Source organism: Roseateles chitinivorans (assembly GCF_002761755.1).
GTDB classification, from domain to species: domain Bacteria; phylum Pseudomonadota; class Gammaproteobacteria; order Burkholderiales; family Burkholderiaceae_C; genus Roseateles; species Roseateles chitinivorans.
This window is the reverse complement of the sequence record NZ_PEOG01000005.1, coordinates 132,055-151,014: the sequence shown is the minus strand read 5'-3', so window position 1 is coordinate 151,014 and position 18,960 is coordinate 132,055. Positions and strand designations below refer to the sequence as shown.

17 protein-coding genes are annotated in these 18,960 nt (G+C 64.8%); 14 read left to right on the top strand and 3 right to left on the bottom strand.

Features of this window, described 5'->3' with window-relative positions; all coding sequences use genetic code 11:
• Positions 1 to 227 precede the first annotated feature (227 nt).
• Complete coding sequence (locus CS062_RS01145; RefSeq protein WP_099859642.1) at positions 228 to 788, bottom strand: YceD family protein; 561 nt, start codon at positions 786 to 788, stop codon at positions 228 to 230.
• Between the two features lie 50 nt (positions 789 to 838).
• Between CS062_RS01145 and CS062_RS01140 the strand changes: the two genes are divergently transcribed.
• Both CS062_RS01140 and CS062_RS01135 read left to right on the top strand, forming a co-directional pair.
• The gene (locus CS062_RS01140) at positions 839 to 1,441 is read left to right on the top strand and encodes a Maf family nucleotide pyrophosphatase (protein WP_099859641.1); all 603 of its coding nucleotides are present in this window, start codon (positions 839 to 841) and stop codon (positions 1,439 to 1,441) included.
• Positions 1,442 to 1,477: 36 nt separating this feature from the next.
• A complete protein-coding gene (locus CS062_RS01135) occupies positions 1,478 to 2,269 on the top strand; it encodes an SAM-dependent methyltransferase (protein WP_099859640.1) in 792 nt (263 codons plus the stop codon).
• Between the two features lie 99 nt (positions 2,270 to 2,368).
• Here CS062_RS01135 and CS062_RS01130 read toward each other — a convergent pair whose 3' ends face one another.
• Together CS062_RS01130 and CS062_RS01125 are read right to left on the bottom strand one after the other, a co-directional pair.
• Positions 2,369 to 3,895, bottom strand: a complete 1,527-nt coding sequence (locus tag CS062_RS01130) for a DEAD/DEAH box helicase (protein WP_099859639.1) — start codon at positions 3,893 to 3,895, stop codon at positions 2,369 to 2,371.
• Between the two features lie 107 nt (positions 3,896 to 4,002).
• Positions 4,003 to 5,127, bottom strand: coding sequence for an MraY family glycosyltransferase (locus tag CS062_RS01125; protein ID WP_099859638.1), 1,125 nt, complete (start codon positions 5,125 to 5,127; stop codon positions 4,003 to 4,005).
• Positions 5,128 to 5,312: 185 nt separating this feature from the next.
• Between CS062_RS01125 and CS062_RS01120 the strand changes: the two genes are divergently transcribed.
• The 12 genes from CS062_RS01120 to CS062_RS01065 are packed head-to-tail and all read left to right on the top strand — an operon-like array spanning position 5,313 to position 18,944.
• The gene (locus CS062_RS01120; protein ID WP_233217855.1) at positions 5,313 to 7,313 is read left to right on the top strand and encodes an SLBB domain-containing protein; all 2,001 of its coding nucleotides are present in this window, start codon (positions 5,313 to 5,315) and stop codon (positions 7,311 to 7,313) included.
• 16 nt (positions 7,314 to 7,329) lie between these two features.
• Positions 7,330 to 8,427: a Wzz/FepE/Etk N-terminal domain-containing protein gene (locus CS062_RS01115; protein ID WP_233217854.1), complete on the top strand. Its 1,098-nt coding sequence runs from the start codon at positions 7,330 to 7,332 to the stop codon at positions 8,425 to 8,427.
• A 49-nt stretch (positions 8,428 to 8,476) separates the two neighbouring features.
• Entirely contained in the window at positions 8,477 to 8,701 is a 225-nt protein-coding gene (locus tag CS062_RS01110) for an acyl carrier protein (protein ID WP_099859635.1), read from the top strand.
• Positions 8,702 to 8,709: 8 nt separating this feature from the next.
• Positions 8,710 to 9,447, top strand: a complete 738-nt coding sequence (locus tag CS062_RS01105) for an SDR family NAD(P)-dependent oxidoreductase (protein WP_099859634.1) — start codon at positions 8,710 to 8,712, stop codon at positions 9,445 to 9,447.
• Positions 9,444 to 10,799, top strand: a complete 1,356-nt coding sequence (locus CS062_RS01100; protein WP_099859633.1) for an AMP-binding protein — start codon at positions 9,444 to 9,446, stop codon at positions 10,797 to 10,799. The genes CS062_RS01105 and CS062_RS01100 overlap by 4 nt, the downstream gene beginning before the upstream one ends.
• On the top strand, positions 10,796 to 11,917 hold the full coding sequence (locus CS062_RS01095; RefSeq protein WP_099859632.1) for a LuxE/PaaK family acyltransferase: 1,122 nt from the start codon (positions 10,796 to 10,798) through the stop codon (positions 11,915 to 11,917). The genes CS062_RS01100 and CS062_RS01095 overlap by 4 nt, the downstream gene beginning before the upstream one ends.
• Positions 11,914 to 13,158 carry an acyl-CoA reductase gene (locus CS062_RS01090; protein WP_099859631.1) on the top strand — a complete coding sequence of 415 codons (1,245 nt, stop codon included), beginning with the start codon at positions 11,914 to 11,916 and terminating at the stop codon, positions 13,156 to 13,158. Before CS062_RS01095 ends, CS062_RS01090 begins: the two co-directional genes overlap by 4 nt.
• A 29-nt stretch (positions 13,159 to 13,187) precedes the next feature.
• Positions 13,188 to 13,952 carry a GNAT family N-acetyltransferase gene (locus CS062_RS01085; RefSeq protein ID WP_099859630.1) on the top strand — a complete coding sequence of 255 codons (765 nt, stop codon included), beginning with the start codon at positions 13,188 to 13,190 and terminating at the stop codon, positions 13,950 to 13,952.
• Position 13,953: 1 nt separating this feature from the next.
• Entirely contained in the window at positions 13,954 to 15,090 is a 1,137-nt protein-coding gene (gene rffA, locus CS062_RS01080) for a dTDP-4-amino-4,6-dideoxygalactose transaminase (protein ID WP_099859629.1), read from the top strand.
• Positions 15,091 to 15,135: 45 nt separating this feature from the next.
• Positions 15,136 to 16,392 (top strand): O-antigen translocase, encoded by a 1,257-nt coding sequence (locus tag CS062_RS01075; protein WP_099859628.1) that lies wholly within the window; start codon positions 15,136 to 15,138, stop codon positions 16,390 to 16,392.
• Positions 16,385 to 17,566 (top strand): glycosyltransferase family 4 protein, encoded by a 1,182-nt coding sequence (locus tag CS062_RS01070; protein WP_158238633.1) that lies wholly within the window; start codon positions 16,385 to 16,387, stop codon positions 17,564 to 17,566. The genes CS062_RS01075 and CS062_RS01070 overlap by 8 nt, the downstream gene beginning before the upstream one ends.
• Positions 17,567 to 17,582: 16 nt before the next feature.
• Positions 17,583 to 18,944 (top strand): hypothetical protein, encoded by a 1,362-nt coding sequence (locus CS062_RS01065; RefSeq protein ID WP_143742216.1) that lies wholly within the window; start codon positions 17,583 to 17,585, stop codon positions 18,942 to 18,944.
• The last annotated feature ends 16 nt before the right edge of the window (positions 18,945 to 18,960 follow it).

Sequence of the window (18,960 nt, the reverse complement as noted above, 5' to 3'; positions counted from 1 at the left end):
CGAGAGAACTCGAGCTGTGCCGCGGATCCCACGAGGATGCTCCGCTACCGACGCCTCGGTCCCGGCGGGCCGCCCACATGAGCGGCCATTTCGAACCGGGAAAGCCGGAAACTATAGCACAGCGGGCATCTGGACGGCAATCCACGCGGTGAACTCCTTGCACGATCGGCACCGCACGCGGGCACAAGGTCGCGGCGCCGGCCGGCGCCATGGGCCCGCCGCCGACCTCAAGCCTTGCCGCCGCCCTTCTTCAGCGCGGCCAGCGCGGCGAACGGGTTCGGACGCTCCTCTTCAGGCGCCTCGTCCTCCTCGACATTGGCGTGCGGCAGCGGCTCCGGGCACTCGTCGTGACGCGGCACCACCGGCAGCTCGAGCAGCAACTCGTCCTCGACCAGCTCGCGCAGGTTGAGGTGGCGCGCCAGCGCGAGCACGTCGTCGTCCGAGTCCATGTCCAGTTCCGCGGCCATGTCCTCGTCCTTGACGAAGCGGAACCAGCGCGACACCGCCAGGTCCTCGCGCACCGGCTTCAGGCAGCGCTGGCAGGTCAGCGCGACCTGCGCCTCGGCGCCGAGCTCGAGCCAGATCTGCGGCTCGCCGCCCTTCGGGGTGCGGGTTTCGCCCCGGGTGGACCACCGGACGGGCGGCCAGTGGGCCGGATCGGACTCGGGCGCGGCCGACTCGGCCAGGCGCGGGAGACTGGTGGCGGGCCACTCGCCCTCGAGCGAGGCGCCCTCCCGGGCGAAGGCCTCGACATCGAGCTTCAGGGGATCGAACGAACGCGGTTTCATGGGGCGCAAGTGTACGAGCCGGCTTCGCCCGGGTGGGAGAATCCCGCCCCATGACTGCCCTTCCCCGCCCGCTGATCCTGGGTTCCACCTCCCGCTATCGGCGCGAGCTGCTGGAGCGCCTGCGACTGCCCTTCGAGACCGCGGCACCGGAGGTCGACGAGACGCCTCGCCCCGGCGAATCGCCCGAGGCGCTCGCGCGCCGGCTGGCGCTGGCCAAGGCGCAGGCCGTGGCGGCCCGCTTCCCCCAGGCGCTGGTGATCGGCTCCGACCAGGTCGCCGACCTGGACGGCCAGCCGATCGGCAAACCCGGCACCCACGAACGGGCGATCCAGCAGCTGCGCGCGATGCGCGGCCGCACCGTGGTGTTCCAGACCGCGCTCGCGGTGGTCTGCGCGGCGACCGGCTTCGTCGGCGAGGACCTCGCGGCGGTGCGCGTGCGCTTCCGCGACCTGAGCGACGCCGACATCGAGCGCTACCTCCGCGCCGAGCAGCCGTATGACTGCGCCGGCAGCGCCAAGGCCGAAGGGCTGGGGATCGCGCTGCTCGAGGCGATCGAATCCGACGACCCCACCGCGCTGATCGGCCTGCCGCTGATCCGCACCGCCGCGCTGCTCCGCCAGGGCGGCCTCGACGTGCTGGGCCAACTGGCCTGAACCGCCCGCTTCTCCGACCTTGACTGCCAACATCCGATGACCCGCGGCCGCCTCTTCCTCGTTCCCAACACCCTCGATTTCGGCATGGACGGCCAGGAGGTCGACCTGCGCGAAGTCCTCCCCGACGCGGTGCTCGCCCGCGCCGCCGCCATCACCCACTGGGCGGCGGAGAACGCCAAGACCACGCGGGCCTTCCTCAAGCGCGTCGGCGCGATCCATCCGCTCTCGGTGCCGCTGCAGGAGCAACGGATCGACGAACTGCCCCGCCCGCCGAAGGGTCGTGCTCCGGCGGCGACCGCCGCGGCCGGCGCCGCCGCCGAGGACAAGGCCTGGGCGGCGCTGCTGCAACCGGCGCTGGATGGCCACGACCTGGGACTGATTTCCGAGGCCGGCATGCCGGCGGTGGCGGATCCCGGCGCGCGCCTGGTCGCGGCCGCACACGCCGCCGGCGTGGAGGTCGTTCCGCTGACAGGCCCCAGCTCGCTGCTGATGGCGGTCGCGGCCAGCGGCCTGAATGGCCAGAGCTTCGCCTTCGTCGGTTACCTGCCGGTCGACGCGGCGGAGCGCGCGACCCGCATCAAGGCGTTGGAGGCGGCCTCCGCCCGGGACCAGCAGACCCAGTTGATGATCGAGACGCCCTATCGCAACGGCGCGTTGCTGCAGGCGCTGCTGGCGACGCTGAAGCCGACGACCGCGCTCTCGGTCAGCTGCGGCCTGAGCCTGAAGGACGCCTGGACCCACACGGCCACGGTGGCGCAATGGCGCAAGACGCCGAGGGCGCTGGCCGACAAGGTGCCGGCGGTGTTCTCGATCCTCGGCGTGCGCTGACTACGAGCGCCATGAACGAAGGCCGGACGCCTCGCGGCGGTCCGGCCTTCTTCATTCAGGGGAGCGGAACCTCAGCCGCAGCCTCGGCCCGCTCGACGCTCAGGACTCGCTGTCCGCGGTGACCGGCGGCTTCTTGGCGCCGAACAGCGCCGCCACCTTCTTCTTCGGCTTGATGTTGGCCGACAGACCGCTGCGCGGCGCCTGCGCACCACCCTTCTCCCAGGACGGCGCCTCGGCGCGTTCGCTGACCTCGTAAGGCTTGTCGAACAGCGGATCGTAGGCCTGCCGCTGCGGCGCGCGCGGCGCCGAGGCGTGCGAGCCGTAGGCCTCGTCGCGGCGGTCCTCGCGCTCGCGGCGATAGTCGCGGCGCTCGCCACGATCCTCGCGATCACCACCCCGCTCGCCCCGGTCGGAACGCTCGCCCCGATCGCCGCGGTCGCTGCGCTCGAAACGGCGGCGCTCGCCTTCCAGCTCGATCGGCTCCAGGTCCAGCTTGCGCTTGATCAGCTTCTCGATCTCGCCAACCAGGCGGGCGTCGGCCTTGGTGACCAGCGTGAAGGCCAGGCCGGAGGCGCCGGCGCGGCCGGTGCGGCCAATGCGGTGCACATAGTCCTCGGCGTTGAACGGCACGTCGAAGTTGAAGACGGCCGGCAGGTCGGCGATGTCCAGGCCGCGGGCGGCGACGTCGGTGGCCACCAGCAGCTCGACCTCACCCCGCTTGAAGGCTTCCAGCGACTTCAGGCGCTCGTCCTGCGACTTGTCGCCGTGCAGCGCGGCGGTCTTCAGGCCGTCACGCTCGAAGGCGCGAGCCAGGCGCGCCGCGCCCAACTTGGAGTTCACGAACACGATCGACTGCGTGATCTCGCGCTGGCGCAGCAGCTGCTTGATCGCGGCGCGCTTGTCGTCGTCGTCGACGCTGAAGAAGCGCTGCTCGACGGTGGAGGCCGTGGCGTTCGGCCGCGCGACCTCGACCAGCTCCGGCTCCTGCAGGTAGCTTTGCGCGAGCTTCTTGATCTCGGGCGAGAAGGTCGCCGAGAACAGCAGCGTCTGGCGCGTCTTGGGCAGGTAGCTCAGGATGCGCTGCAGATCGGGCAGGAAGCCGATGTCCAGCATGCGGTCCGCCTCGTCGAGCACCACGTACTCGACGTGGTTGAGCACCGCGTTCTTGGCTTCGATGTGGTCCAGCAGACGGCCGGGCGTGGCGATCAGCACCTCGACGCCGGCCTTGAGCTGCAGCGTCTGGGGCTTCATGTCGATGCCGCCGAAGACGCAGGCCACACGCAGCTGCGTGTGCTTGGCGTAGGCCTTGACGTTGTTGGCGACCTGGTCGGCCAGCTCGCGGGTCGGGGCCAGCACCAGGGCGCGCACCGGATGGCGGGCGGGCGACATCGAGGCGTTCTCGTGCTTGAGCATGCGCTGCAGCAGCGGAATCGAGAACGCGGCGGTCTTGCCAGTGCCGGTCTGAGCGGCGCCCATCACGTCTTTGCCGGACAGGACGATCGGGATCGCCTTGGCCTGGATGGGCGTCATCGTCGCGTAGCCCTGGTCGGCCACGGCACGCAGCAGCTTGGGGTCCAGCGGCAGCGTGTCGAAACGGGGGCTTGGCGTCGGGGTGGATTCGGTCATGGGCGCGGATTATCCTCCAAGCCCCCGAAAGCCCCGGGAAACCACCGATCCCGGCGCGTGCAGCACCGCATGAAGCGGGTCGCCGCGTGATGGATCGACCTGCCGGATCAGGGCGCCGAGCGATCGGTCAGCTTGCGCTGATCGCCCCGGAACACCATCCACTTCGGGGTGCGGAAACGCACGATGCGCCAGTACAGCGCGACGTAGGCGACGCCGAACAACACCATGCAGGCGGCGATCGCCGGGGTGGAGTCCCAGAACAGCAGCGCCGGCGCCAGCGAGGAGAGGCACAGCGTCCACAGGTAAGGCGCGGTCATCGAGTTGCGGCGCGTCATCAGGCGCGCATCGCGTGCGCCAATCGCCCAGCGCATCAGGCGGCGATAGATCAGCGAGTGCAGATGGATGCCATCGGGATCGCCGGGGCTGGTGTTGCGCAGGAAGCGGCGGCGGTAAATGGAGAAGACCGTCTCGAACACCGGATAGATGCACACCATCAGCGCGAACAGCGGTGAGACCTCCGGGTGGCGGTGGATCAGCAGGATGGCGATCTCCGCGAGATAGAAGCCCATGAAGTACGCGCCGCCGTCGCCCAGGAAGATGAGACCGGCGGGGTAGTTCCAGACGAAGAAGCCGAGGATCGCGCCGACGCCGGCGAGGGCCCAGAGCGCCAATTCGGTATCGCCCACCTGGTAGGCGACATAGGCCAGCGACAGCAGCATCAGGCTGACGCACATCGAGGACAGCCCGTTGAAGCCGTCGATGATGTTGACCGAGTTGGCGACGCCCGCGACGACGAAGACGGTGATCAGCACCGCGCCCACGGTGGTGCCAACGATGAAGTCCAGGCCGGGGATGTCGGTGCGGTTGATCGTGGCTTGCAGGAGCCAGCAGCCGAGCGCGGCGGAAATCGCCGTGGCGATCAGACGCTCGCGCGGGGAGACCTTCTTGGTGAAGTCCTCGATCAGCCCCGCGCCGAAGGCGGGCAGGCCGGCCAGCAGAAGCAACACGCCGGTCTTGGCCTGCGGATGCTTGAGGAACCAGGCCAGGGCGACCATGCCGACCAGACCGACGAAGATGCCGACGCCGCCAATGCGCGGCACCGGGCGAGCATGGAATTTCTGGGGGCCGGAGAGGTCGTGATCGGCGGACAGATGCCCGTGCACGGTCGACGAATGCACGACGTACAACGTGATCGCCGCCGCCAATGCGAACGGGATGAGCAAATACAACATGGCCGGCAGTGTAACGAGGGGCTTCAGCCCGAAGGGCGGTTTTGGCGCAACAGCGCTGCCATAGAATGCCGCGCTGGCCGCCCCGACACCCCTTGTCACAAGGCACATCGGGGCGGCCCTCCATTTCAGAGACGAGATCACGCATGGAACTTCGCGCCCAACGCGCCTCTTCGCCGGTGTCGACGATGACTCGATCCCTCCAGACTTTCCAGAAGCCCGCGCTGGCGCTGTTGATGGCATGTCTGATGGCGGGCCCCGCCATCGCGCAGTCGATGGGAAGCGGCCAGACTGCTTCCGAGAACAGCAGTGATCTCAGCGGCCCGGTCCGGCTGAGCCCCGCGACGCGCGGCACGCAGGACGCGTCGGGGCAGCAGCAGCAACAGCAGCAGCAGGCACAGTCGGCCGTGGCGCGCGCGCCCAAGTACGTGCCTGGCGAGTTCGAGATCTACGTCAACAAGCTGCTGGGCCTGGACCTGACGGATCCGCTGACGCTGGAACAACTGCGCCGCTCCGAATCCGGTCTTGCTGAAATCGGCATGGTGACGCAGACGCAGACCGGCGCGGTGGGCAAGTCCACGACGATTTCCACCGACAACATCGTGCGTCGACTTGGCGCCGACCTGATGCTCGACGCCCGCATGGGCTCGGACACCGACGGGCCGCGCCAGGCGCCGTCGGATTACCTGATCGGCATCGGCGACGAAATCCAGGTCACTGCCTGGGGCTCGGTGGATGCCGACCTGCGCCTCACCGTCGATCGCGCCGGTCGTGTCACGATCCCGCGCGTCGGTCCGGTGCTGGTCGCCGGCGTGCGCTACGGCGACCTGAACGACGTGGTGCGCGCCCGCATCGCGCAGGTCTTCAAGAACTTCCAGGTCAGCACCTCGCTGGGCAAGCTGCGCACGATCCGCGTCTATGTGACCGGCTTCACCGCGAAGCCCGGCGCCTATACGGTCAGCAGCCTGGCGACGATCGTCAACGGCCTGATCCGCGCTGGCGGCCCGTCGGCGGCCGGCAGCTTCCGCCAGATCGAACTGCGCCGCAACGGCCAGGTCGTCGCAAATTTCGACGCCTACGACCTGCTGCTCAAGGGCGACAAGGCCAGCGACCGCGCGCTGCAGGCCGAGGACGTGATCCACATCGGCCCGATCGGCCCGCAGGTGGCGGTGCTGGGTAGCGTGAACAAGCAGAGCATCGTCGAGCTGAAACCCGGCGAGACGATCGACGACGTGCTCGCGATGGCCGGTGGCTTCAGCGCGGTGGCGGACCGCTCGCGCATCTCGATCGAGCAGCTGAGCGATCGCAATGACCGCCGCGTGCGGGAGCTGCAGTTGCCCGCGCAGGCGAAGGTCGCTGCATCCAACGGCGACGTGATACGCGTGTTCAGTAGCGTCAACACGGCGCTGCCGCTGGCCAAGCAGTACAAGCGCGTCACGGTGGAAGGCGAAGTCGCCCGTCCTGGCGAGTATGTGCTGCCGCCGACGAGCACGCTGCAGGACGCGATCGCTGCCGCCGGTGGCCTGACGCCGCAGGCCTATGTCTTCGGCACGGACTTCTCGCGAGAGAGCGTGCGCCAGTCGCAGCAGGAGAACTACGACCGGGCGCTGCGGGACCTGGAGACGGAGTTCACCAAATACAGCTCGACGCAACGTGCCACCACCGCTGATGAGGCGGCAGGCAACGCCCAACGTGCCGCTGGTTCCGAGCGCCTCGTGGCGCGACTAAGAGCGGTGCGCCCAACCGGTCGAGTGGTGCTGCAACTCGAGCCCGAAGCTCGACAACTGCCCACCCTCACCGTCGAGGACGGCGATCGACTGCTCATTCCAGCGAAACCGACGACCGTCGGCGTGTTTGGCAGCGTGTTCAACGCGGGTAGTTTCCTGCTACAGAACGACGCATCCGTCGATGACGTCATGAAGCTCGCCGGAGGTCCGACGCGCGGTGCCGATGCAAGTGGCGCGTTTGTGATTCGTGCCAACGGAACGGTGGTTAGCGCACGTCAGGCAGGCAGCGGTTGGCTGGGTTACGGCTCAAATCTTGCGAACCTACAGGCGCTGCCAGGGGACACGGTCTTTGTTCCGGAACAGATGAACAAGTCGACATTCATCCAGGATGCGAAGGACTGGACACAGATCCTGGCCAACTTCGGCCTCGGGATTGCGGCACTCCAAACGATCAAGAACTGACTCCGGAGTGCCCATCTTGAACAGTCCCATGACGATGCGCGACGACGACCTGCGTGACCTGCTCGCCCGCCTGGGCAGCTCATGGCGCACGCTCGCTGCGGCCACGGTGTTGGCAGGTGGCTTGGCCCTTGGCGTCAGCTACCTGATCACCCCTACCTTTACCGCGAAGGCAAGCTTCCTGCCGCCGCAGCAACAGCAGAGCAGCGCATCCGCGGCTTTAGCGTCGCTCGGTGCGCTGGCCTCGCTGGCCGGTAGCGGTAGCGCGATCAAAAGCCCCACCGACCAGTTCATTTCGCTCATGCAGAGCGCCACGGTGAGCGATCGCATCATTGATCAGTTCCAGCTGATGGCCGTCTACGACGCAAAGCTGCGCTCCGTCGCTCGGCAGCGGCTAGATGACAACGTCCGGATGCAGCCCGGCAAAAAGGACGGCTTGATCTACATCGAAGTCGACGACCACGACCCGAAGCGCGCCGCCGCCATCGCGAACCGCTACATCGAGGAACTGCGCCGCATGACCAGCAGTCTGGCACTGTCTGAAGCCGCGCAGCGCCGGGTGTTCTTCGAAGGCCAACTCAAGCAGACGCGCGACCGCCTCACGCAGGCGCAACAAGCCTTGCAAAACAGCGGATTCGGCGCTGGGGACCTCAAGTCTGAGCCTAAGGCTGCAGCCGAAGCATATGCACGACTCAGGGCCGAACAAACAGCTGTCGAAGTCCGTTTGCGGACACTACGCTCGACGCTTTCCGACACTTCCGCTGAAGTGCAGCGAGCACGCGCTACGCTGGCCGCGCTTGAGGGCCAGATCGCCAAGGCGGAGGCCGCCGGCAGCGGCGATTCTCGCCAGCAGGACGGCTACGTCTCCAAGTACCGTGACTTTAAGTATGAGGAGGCGCTCTTCGAGATCTTCGCGCGCCAGTTCGAACTGGCCAAGAGCGACGAAAGCCGCGAAGGCAGCCTGATCCAGGTCATCGATCCCGCGCTCGTGCCCGATCACAAATCCAAGCCGCGCCGCGCTGTAACGGCACTCGGCGGCGCGGCTGCTGGGCTCTTCGCCGCAATGATCTTTGTAGTCGCTGCGGCGCGCCGCAAGGCATCGCGCGCCGCGACCTAATCACCTCGGCCTGTCCGGACGTTTACCACCTTTCACATCAGACTGCTCCATGGAAGAAAAGCTCCGCTCCGCCTTCGCCGATGCCCTCGGCACTACACCGGACCTGATCACCGACGCCATCAGCTATTCGGAATTCCCGAACTGGGATTCCGTGGCGCACATGGCACTGATCGCCGCGATCGAGGAAGCCTTCGACATCATGATTGACGCCGAGGACGTAATCGACATGAGCAGCTTCGCCAAGGCGAAGCAGATCGTGACCAAGTATCTTTGACCCGCACCATGCAGGAACGCGTTGCATTCGTCACTGGAGCCTCCCGCGGCATCGGCGCGGCCTGCGCGACCGCGCTGGCGCAGGACGGCTATCGGCTCGTGCTGCATGCCAGCCGCCGTGAATCGCTCGACACCCTGCTGGCATCACTGCCGCCGGAGATTGGTGACGCTGCCCTGGTCATCGCTTACGACATGGCCGATACAGAGAGCATCGGCAAGGCCTTTCAGGAGGTGTTCAAGCAGTTCCGCCGCCTGGATGTGCTTGTCAATAATGCCGGCGTGATGGAGCCAGCCAAGCTGGGAATGATCTCCCATCAAGCCTTGTCTCGGACGCTGGACGTCAACCTCGCGGCGGCCATCCTGCACACGCAGGGCGCGGCGAAACTCATGAGCCGTGCGGGGCGTGGCGCAATCGTCAACATGTCGTCGATCGTCGGCCGTTTCGGCTTCGAGGGCCAAGTGCCCTACAGCGCCGCTAAGGCCGGCCTGATCGGCGCCACGCTTGCCGCGGCGAAGGAACTCGCTGCCCATCAGATCCGAGTCAATGCGGTAGCCCCTGGCTACATCGACACCGACCTCAACCGACAGCACCAAGAGGACGTCCATCGTCAGAACCTGGCTCGGGTGCGGATGGGCCGCATGGGGACGGCCGACGAAGTCGCAGACCTCGTTCGCTTTTTGGCCTCCGATCGCGCGTCCTACATCACCGGGCAGGTGATCGGCATCGATGGCGGAATGAGCCTATGAGTTTCTGGGAGTTGCCCGCCCATGCGCCGGACGACATCGTGCTTGTCGACACCGACGGCACAGGCGTGGACCGGAAGGCGCTGCTCGCGCGCGTGCGCGGCCACGAGGAGCAGCTCGCGTCGTACGGGGAGCGTAGCTTCGGGATTTTGCTGTGCGCCAACCGCGTCGATGACATCGCATTGCTGCTCGCCTGCCTGCGCATGCGGCATGTGCCACTGCTGCTGGCGGCAGACATGCCGACCGACCAGCTCGAGGCGCTCGTGTCGCATTACGGCCCAGACTGGATCGCCGGTCGCGACGGACAAACCGGCCCGATGCCCTTGAAGCGCTCGACGCCTCGCGCGGCACTGCATCCGGCGCTGGGACTACTGCTCAGTACGTCCGGCAGCACCGGTAGCCCGCGGCTGGTACGGTTGTCTCGTGAAGCGGTACAGGCCAACGCGGTATCGATCGCCGACTATCTGTCGCTGTCCCGCAATGAGCGCGCGATCATGTCGCTGCCAATGAATTATTCGTACGGTCTGTCGGTGGTCAACAGCCATCTCAGCGCCGGCGGCACGCTAATCCTGAACAGCGATGGTGTGATGAGCCGCGAATTTCTGCATCGGCTGCAGCAGCATCGCGCGACCTCGCTAGCCGGCGTGCCCTACCTCTATCAGATGCTGGTCCGGACCGGCTTCTTCAAACGCCCCCCCCCGACGCTGCGCACGCTCACCCAGGCCGGCGGCAAGCTGGACGACCGGATGACTCGGCTAGTGGCCGAGACTGCGGCAGCGAACGGCTGGCGCTTCTTCGTCATGTACGGCCAGACGGAGGCCTGCGCACGCATCAGCTACGTGCCGCCGGAGCGCCTTGCGGCGAAGCTCGGTTCGATTGGCATCGCGATTCCGGGCGGCACGCTCAGTGTCACTCAGGGTTCCGGCGAGCTGATCTATGAAGGTCCGAACGTAATGCTTGGCTACGCTGAGCGTGCGGCCGACCTGTCGCTAGGTGACGAGCTCGGCGGCCGTCTGGCTACGGGCGACCTGGGTCGCGTCGACGAAGATGGCTTCTTTTACATCACCGGCCGCCTCAAGCGCTTCATCAAGCTCAGCGGTAACCGCATCGGGCTGGACGAAGTCGAGCACGCCCTGCAGGCGCGTCTGCAGAGGCCGGTCTCGGTCGGCGGCAAGGACGACTGCCTAGTCGTCTGGATTGAGTCCGGTGATACCGAGACGATCAACGCTGCACAGGCCTATCTTCGGGATCAGTTCATGATCCACCACTCGATGGTCAAGCTGAGGATCGTGGACCATCTTCCCCTTCTGCCGACCGGCAAGAAGGACTACAGCCAGTTGCTGAGCAGTCAATGACGTCTTCCGAAACGCCCGCACCCGGCCCGGCTCCGGTCCAGGGCCCCGCGCTTCATCTGGACATCTCCCGCCCCTACGACTACCCGGAGTCGGTGAAGGGGCCGGCCTTGCTGTCCACGATGAACGAACTCACCCGTTGGCATCACGCACGTGGCGCCCGCTATGCCGCGATGGTCGACCGACTGTTCCCCGCCGGAGACGCCGCCACGCTGGATCGGGTTCCCTATCTGCCAGTGCGCCTGTTCAAAACGGCCGAACTGCGCAGCGTGCCCGAGCAGGACGTCATCAAGACGTTGACATCGAGCGGCACGACCGGACAGGCAGTTTCCCGCATCTATCTGGACCGCGAGACCTCGATCCGCCAGACCCGGGTGCTTAGTGCCATCATGGCTTCGTTCCTCGGAAAGAAGCGCTGGCCGATGGTGATCGTGGACTCCGGCGGGCTGCTCAACGATCGCAAGCGGTTCAATGCGCGAGCCGCGGGCATCCTGGGGTTCTCCACCTACGGACGGGATCACTTCCATTGCCTCGACGATGCGCTGTCCTTGGACGTCGCAGGACTACAGGCCTGGCTGGAACGCCACGCCGACACGCCGGTGCTGTTGTTCGGCTTCACGTTCGTCGTCTGGCAGGGGCTCTACCAGAGCGCGCTTCGCCAAGGCGTGCGCTTGCACTTCCCCAAGGGCAGCCTCCTGATCCATGGCGGCGGTTGGAAGCGTCTGCTGGACCAGCAGGTGGACAACGAGGAATTCAAGGCCCGGCTCAACGAGCAGTTTGGCATCGACCACGTGCACAACTACTACGGCATGGTGGAACAGGTTGGATCGATCTTCATGGAATGCGAGCATGGGCACCTGCATAGCCCCGCGTACGCTGACGTAATCATCCGCGACCCATACACGCTAGAACCGGTTCCAGACGGGACACCGGGCGTCATCCAAGTGCTCAGCGCTATCCCCTTGAGCTATCCCGGTCACTCGTTGCTGACCGAGGATGTCGGCACGCGGCATGGCCGAGACGGCTGCCCCTGCGGCCGACACGGCAGCCATTTCTCGGTGCGCGGCCGGTTGCCGCAGGTCGAGATGCGCGGCTGCAGCGACACGCGGGTAATGGCATGAACATCCGATACATCCTTGGCGCCTCGGACGGCGCTCCCATCGCACAAGTGCTCTCGGTGTTACGGTCGCAGCCGGCCTGGCGTCCATTCGACGAACGGGCCGTGGCCTTTGTGCGCCGCTTCTCGCAGAAACTATTGACCTCAGCAGGCATCCGTCGACATCCTGAGCTTGCGGCGCTGGGTCACTGGTTCCGTGGAGCCAATCTGCAGACGCTGATCAGCAGGTACGTACTCGAAAGTCCGGAACAGCTAAAGCTCGGTCGCGGGCTGGCCTTCCATTTGGCACCGAGCAACGTGGACTCCGTGTTCATGTATTCGTGGCTACTGTCGCTGCTCTCGGGCAACGTGAACCTGGTGCGCGTCTCGCAGAAGTCGAGTGCGCCGCTGGACTTCCTGGTTGACGCTCTGGCTCAGACGCTGGCCGAGGACGTGGGGGCGCCGGTGCGCGCGCGCATCGTGCTATTAACCTACCCTCATGACGAGCAGTTGACGCGGACCATCTCCGAGTCCTGCCTCATCCGCGTCGTCTGGGGCGGCGATGCGACGGTACGGGCGCTGCGCACCATCCCGCTTCGACCGACGGCCATCGAAGTCTGCTTTCCGGACCGCTTTTCCGCCTGCGCGATTCGCGCCTCGGCGGTGCTGGAGGCCGACGACGCCTCACTTCGTCAAATGGCTGCGGCGTTCTACAACGACGCGTTCTGGTTCGCGCAGCAGGCCTGTTCGTCGCCACGACTAGTGGCCTGGATCGGCGATGAATCGACCATCGACACTGCCGCCGAACGTTTCTGGTCGGCCCTGCACGTCGAGTTGGCTCGTCGGCAACCCGAGAACTCGGAAGCCATGAACATGGCCCGGGTGGCCGCGAGCTTCGAATATGCCGCCGCAGAACTGGCGCGGCCCGCCATGTCGGGAGAATTCCGCAGCGCTCATCCAATGCGCCTGCGCCTGGAGGCCGTGCTGGACGAGTCCGCCAAGGCGTTGCATTGCGGTAACGGCCTGTTTCTCGAAACGCGGTTCCCTCGCCTCGTTGAACTGGCACCGCAGCTGTCGGACAAGGAGCAGACGCTCGCGGTCTATGGTTTCACGCGTGAGGAACTGGTCGACCTCGCGCTGGTCCTGCCACCGCGGGCGGTCGACCGCTTTGCCAAATTCGGCGAAGCCCTGTCGTTCGCTCCGGTCTGGGATGGCCAGGACTTGATCACCACCTTCAGTCGGAACGTGTTGCTGCCGACCAGCTGACTGATCCGTCGGATCGACAGAGAGCCGCCATGCCTTGCTTCACCATTGACACCACCACGCTCGAATGTCGTCGCACGCCCTGGGACGAGCGCGTCTTCGGCCATCCGTGCGCAGAGATCACGCGCCTGGACGTGGCGGCGGGCGCGGACGACACGGCGGTCACGTCGCTGCTCGCTCGCTTCGACGCCTGGGCGGCCGAGGAAGGCGTGCGCTTCGCCTATGGCCGCTTCACGCCGTCGACGCAGGAAAAGCGGACGCTGCATCAGAGCGGCTTCTATTTCGCCGAAGCCAGCTATCGGATCCGCCACACGCGTATCCAATCGACAGAGGCCTTCGACCGCCTGATCCGTCTCGGACCGGTACTTGAGCCCGCGCGCGAGGAGGACTATCCCGCGCTGCAGGACATCCTGGCAGAGGATTTCCTGCATGGCCGTATTCATGAGGATCCATGGGTATCGCGCGAGGACGCGTCGCAACGCTATCGGCTTTGGCTGCTCGACTTGGTTGCTCAGCGCCACGAGGTCTTGACCTATCGCCTCAAGGGCGAAGTGATCGGCCTGCATGTGCAGCGCACAATGGACACCGTCGCAGACCTTGTATTGACCGGCGTCAAGCGCAGCCACGCGCTGCTGGGGGTGCCGCTGTGGGCGGAGGCTCTACGGCTCAACCGACTGCAAGGCATCCGTGAGGCACACACGCTGATCTCAGCCGCCAATGTGCCGATCCTCAATCTCTACCGCCGCTTCGATTTCCAGTTCGAGGCGCTTCTTCTCGGCTTTCACAAGCGCTACTGATATGACAACGATCCCCTTCAACAAGCCCTATCTCCATGGACGCGAGTTGGTGTACATCGCCCAGGCGGTGGCCTCCGGCAAGATTTCCGGCGACGGGTTGTTCACGAAGAAGTGCCATTCGTTCTTCGAGGAGCGCTATGGTTTCTCGAAGGCGTTGATGACCACATCTTGCACGGACGCACTGGAGATGTGCGCGCTGCTGCTTGACATCAAGGAAGGTGACGAAGTCATCGTCCCGTCGTTCACCTTCGTTTCAAGCGCCAACGCCTTCGTCCTGCGTGGAGCGAAGCTGGTTTTCGCGGATAGTGAGGCCGACAACCCGAACATCGATGCTGGTCAGCTGGAGGCGCTGATCACGCCTCGCACGCGTGCCATCGTGGTGGTGCACTACGCCGGGGTCGCCTGCGACATGGACCGCATCGACGAGATCGCACGCCGGCACGGCGTGACGGTAATCGAGGACGCCGCGCAGGCCATCGATGCGTTCTACAAGGGCCGGCCTCTGGGCAGCCTTGGTGCGCTGGCTGCGTTCTCGTTCCACGAGACCAAGAACGTCATCGCGGGTGAAGGAGGCCTTCTGGCCATCAATGACCCCGCCTATGGCGGCCGTGCGGAGATCATCCGCGAAAAAGGAACGAACCGCAGCGCGTTCTTCCGCGGCGAAGTCGACAAGTATGGCTGGGTGGACGTCGGCTCTTCCTTCCTGCCGTCGGACATCATCTCGGCCTACCTGTTCGCACAGCTCGAGAACCTGGACACCATTCAGCAGCGGCGTCGGGCGATCTGGCAACGCTACTGGGATCAGTTGGCCTCGGCGCTGCCGGAGTACGGCATCGCGCTCCCTACGATACCGGACTACGCCACCAACAACGCACACATGTTCTATCTGGTGTGTCGCGACTTGGAACAACGCACTGCGCTGATTGCGGCACTGAAGGCCAAAGGCATTCATGCCGTGTTCCATTACCTCTCGCTGCACGACAGTCCGTATTTCCAGGAGAAGCACGACGGCCGCCCACTTCCCCACAGCGACCGCTTTTCCAACTGCCTCTTGCGACTGCCGATGTTCTACGAGCTGAACGATGCCGATGTCGACCGCGTGTGCGGCGCAGTGCTGGCCCATCTGGCCACGTCCTGATCAGCGACACCACGGTCTTCGAAAGCGCCTGCGGGCGCGAGCGCTATGTCACTCCTGAAAGCCAGTGCCGTTTCCGCGATCGGTGCAGGCATCAAGCTGCTGTTCGGCCTGCTGCTGATCAAGATCATCGCGACCTTGCTTGGTCCCACCGGCCTAGGTCTTATGGGTCAGTTCATGTCCCTCACGACGATCCTGGTGCTGCTGGCTGGAGGTGGCATTGCGACGGGCGTCGTCAAGTATGTGGCGGAGTACAAGGAGACGCCCGCACGTCTGCTGGAGTTCCTCTCGACGGCGCGTGGCTACGCCCTGATCGCTTCCATCGTCCTGCTGATCATCGGGCTCGCGGCGGCACAACCGCTTGCGCTGTGGATCTTCAAGAAGCCAGGTTATGCATACATCGTCTATATCCTGAGCTTTGCGCAGTTGGGGATCGCCTTCAACACCTTCGCCTTGGCCGTGATGGGCGGCTACAAGGACGTCGTCTCATCAAACGTCGTCAATACTACCGGCACGCTGCTGGGTCTGCTGGCACTAGCACCCCTGATCTATCTTTGGGGCGACACCGGCATGCTCATCGGTCTGGCGGCGCTGCCGGCCCTGCCAGTGCTGATCTCGCTATGGATCACCAGGAGGAAGTACCCGGAGATCCTTCGACGAAGTTTCAGAATCAACAAGCCAGACGCCCGCCACCTCTTCCGCTTCTCGCTAATGCTAGCTGCGTCCGCGACGACGATGCCTGTCGCCCAGATGCTGCTACGCAGCCATCTGGCGAACCAAGCGGGCTGGACGCAGGTGGGCTATTGGCAGGCAACGATCCGGCTTTCTGATGCTTATCTGCTGTTCGTGAACATGGTGCTTGCCGGTTACTACATGCCCAGGCTTTCGGAACTGGGTCCCGGCCGACAGCAGTTGCGTTACATGCTGGACGCAATGAAGCGCTTGCTTCCCCTGGTCGCCACCTGCATCGCAGTCATCTGGCTGTTCGGGGCGCCATTGATTTCGTTATTGTTCTCGGACAAGTTCCTGCCGGCGCGAGAACTGCTGACCTACCAGTTGATTGGGGACTTCTTCAAGATCGGCAGTTTCATCATGGGCTACGTCGTGGTTGCCAACGCTTGGCTACGGTGGAGCGTCCTGGGCGACATAGCGCAGGCGACCTTGTTCTTCGTGCTGGCATGGATCCTGTCGTCTCGCCATCAGGCCCTCGGAGCATCCATCGGCTATGCCGCCTGCTACTTCCTCTACTTCACCGTGCTCTGCGCCCTCTTCTACAGCGCATGGCGACGTCTGCCCCATGAATAAGCGCATTCTGTTCATCAACCTCTATTTCGAGATGGGCGGCGTGGAGACCCTGTTGCTCCGGCTCATACGGGAGCTCAAGGCGAAGGGATTCGATGCGACGGTACTGCTGCTGAGGAAGGCCTACGACCCGGTGCTCCTCACCGAGTTGCAACAGCACGCCACCGTGGTCTTTCTTTCGGACGTCGCCACCCCGATACCATCGCGGATGCGTCGCCGACTGGGCGCCGATTTCGACTACATCTTCGTGACGATCAACTACGCGCTGATCCTCGGGGCATTGCTGCAGCAGTTCGTATACCGGAGGGCGCACCTCCTGGCAGGGGTCTATCAGACGGAATTGTTCTGTGCCCCGGTCGAGGCGGGATTCCGGCACCATCAAGCGATTCGCCAGATCTTCCGGGACGGCCTCCCCGACCAGAACAAGGTGTTCGGCAACGACGCTGCAAAGGCCCACCACGAACGCCTGCTTGGCCGCGCATTCCCACAGGCGCCCGTCGTTCCGTTGATGGTCGATATCGACAAGTACCTTCCTCCCACGCGGGCACAGGTGGACAGGCACAAGATCGTCTCCGTCGGTCGGCTATGCGACTTCAAGACCTACAACTTCACAATGCTGGAGGTCGTCAAGTCACTGCGAGCACAGGGGCATCCGGTCACGTACCACATCTACGGCGATGGGCCCGACGAGACCCGCCTGCGCGCAGTCATCGCGCAGCAAGGCCTGTCGGAGGTCGTCGTGCTCCACGGACCGCTTGACTACCCCCGATTCAAAGAAGCGGTGAGCGACGCGCTCGTCTTCGTCGGCTCCGGTACGGCGGTGATGGAGGCCGCAGCCTGTGGCGTTCCCAGCATCGCCGCGATCGAATACGCCACGGCGGCGGAGACTTACGGCTTCCTCCACGAGATTCCGGGAACCAGCTTCTTCGAGCCGCATCTGCCCTATCCGCGAAAGTCGATCAGCACGCTGATCGCGCAGTTGCTGGCCGTGTCGCCGGAGCAATACCGGGAGGTCGAGGCTGCATCGCTCAAGCGAATCCAGCCGTTCTCGCCGAAGAACGTCGTTGATGTGACCGCCAAGGCCTTGCTGCAATCGAGTCCGCTTCGCGTGAACGGGTTGCGCTACGCAGTGCCCATGCTGATCTGGCGATTCTTGAGCAAGAAGTTTGGCGTGTAACCCGCGGGAGGATCGCGTGTCGACTTCTGATGCAATAAAGCTGCCCTCACCGCCTGTCTTGCCGACCGGCACCGACATCCTTGTCTGGTTCTGCGCTCTCGCCGCCCTGACCGGCCTCGGCTACGCGTTGGCTGCGGTGGGAGAAACCGCTATCGCGATCCGCCTGGTTTCAGCAGGGTATGTCGTGGGCTTCGTTCACCTGTATGCACGACGCAGACTGAGCTTCGGTTTTTTCCTGTTGATGGCCATCAGCTACGGACTGCTCTTTGGAATTCCCTGCGTCGCGTGGGTGCTCAGCAATCCGCTCAATGACGCCCCGCAGATCGATTTCCTGCTTGGACTGCTGAGCATCGGCAACCTGCTCACGGTTCTCAGTCATTGCGAAACCTATGACAGGGAGAAGGAGACGAGGCCTTTCACATTCGAGCCCAACAGAGCGTTCGTCTTCGTCTTCGCCGCCGTGTCCCTTGCCCAAGCCTACAAGCTTCGCGCCTACTTTGGCGTACTGAGCGCAAGCGAGTACGGCCATCTGGCCATCTGGGTCGATGGTGAGGCGCTGCTTAGTGCCGTACCCACGTGGATCCGGGTCCTGAGCGGCGGAAGCCTGCTGACCGGCATTATCGGCATCGCGCTCTTCCGCAATCGGCCGCTTATGCAGCTAGCGTGTCTGATCCTGATCGTTTCCGACATCGTGATCGGAATCCGCAACAAGGGCTTCTTTGGCGTCCTCGCCGCCATCTACATCCTTTCCCTGTTCGAACGCAACAAGGCGGCGAGGCTGTTTCAGAGGATCTCGTCTCCGATCTGGCTCGTGGTGGCCTTCCTCGCACTCTCCATGGTGTCCTTCATCCGCGAGGGGTTCGAGATTCCTTTGTCGGAGTACCTGCTGATCGTGCTCGACTCGCTGGCCTCCATCGTGAACGGACTGCTCTCGGTCGCCGCGCAGCCGCAGTGCCTGAAAAGCCTGGACGGCTCGCTGGTGTTCTCGCAGTTCTGGACGCTCATCGGAGTCGGCAGCGGTGCGCAACTGTCGGGCGAGTTCAACTACTGCCTCACTGGCAATCCGAATCCTCTGACAAGCGTCAGTTCCTCGCTGATCTTCGAGGTGTTGCTGATGAGTGGGCCCCTCTGGCCGTTCGCTGCGGCCCTCTACTTGCTGGTGCTGTATGGCGCGTTGCGGCTGCTCGAAAGCCGTAAGACCGTCATCAGCCTGTCCATCCTCTGTGCACTGGCTCCGGCCTTCCTCTACACCCTGCGCGCGGAGTTGGTGCAGCCGCTAGTGTTCATCCTCAAGAGCCTTCCGTACATCCTCTTGATCGGCCTGCTGGTGCAGCGAATCTCCAGGAGGGATCCGGCACGCCCTTCGCTGCCGCATTGAATCAACGTCACGCCGC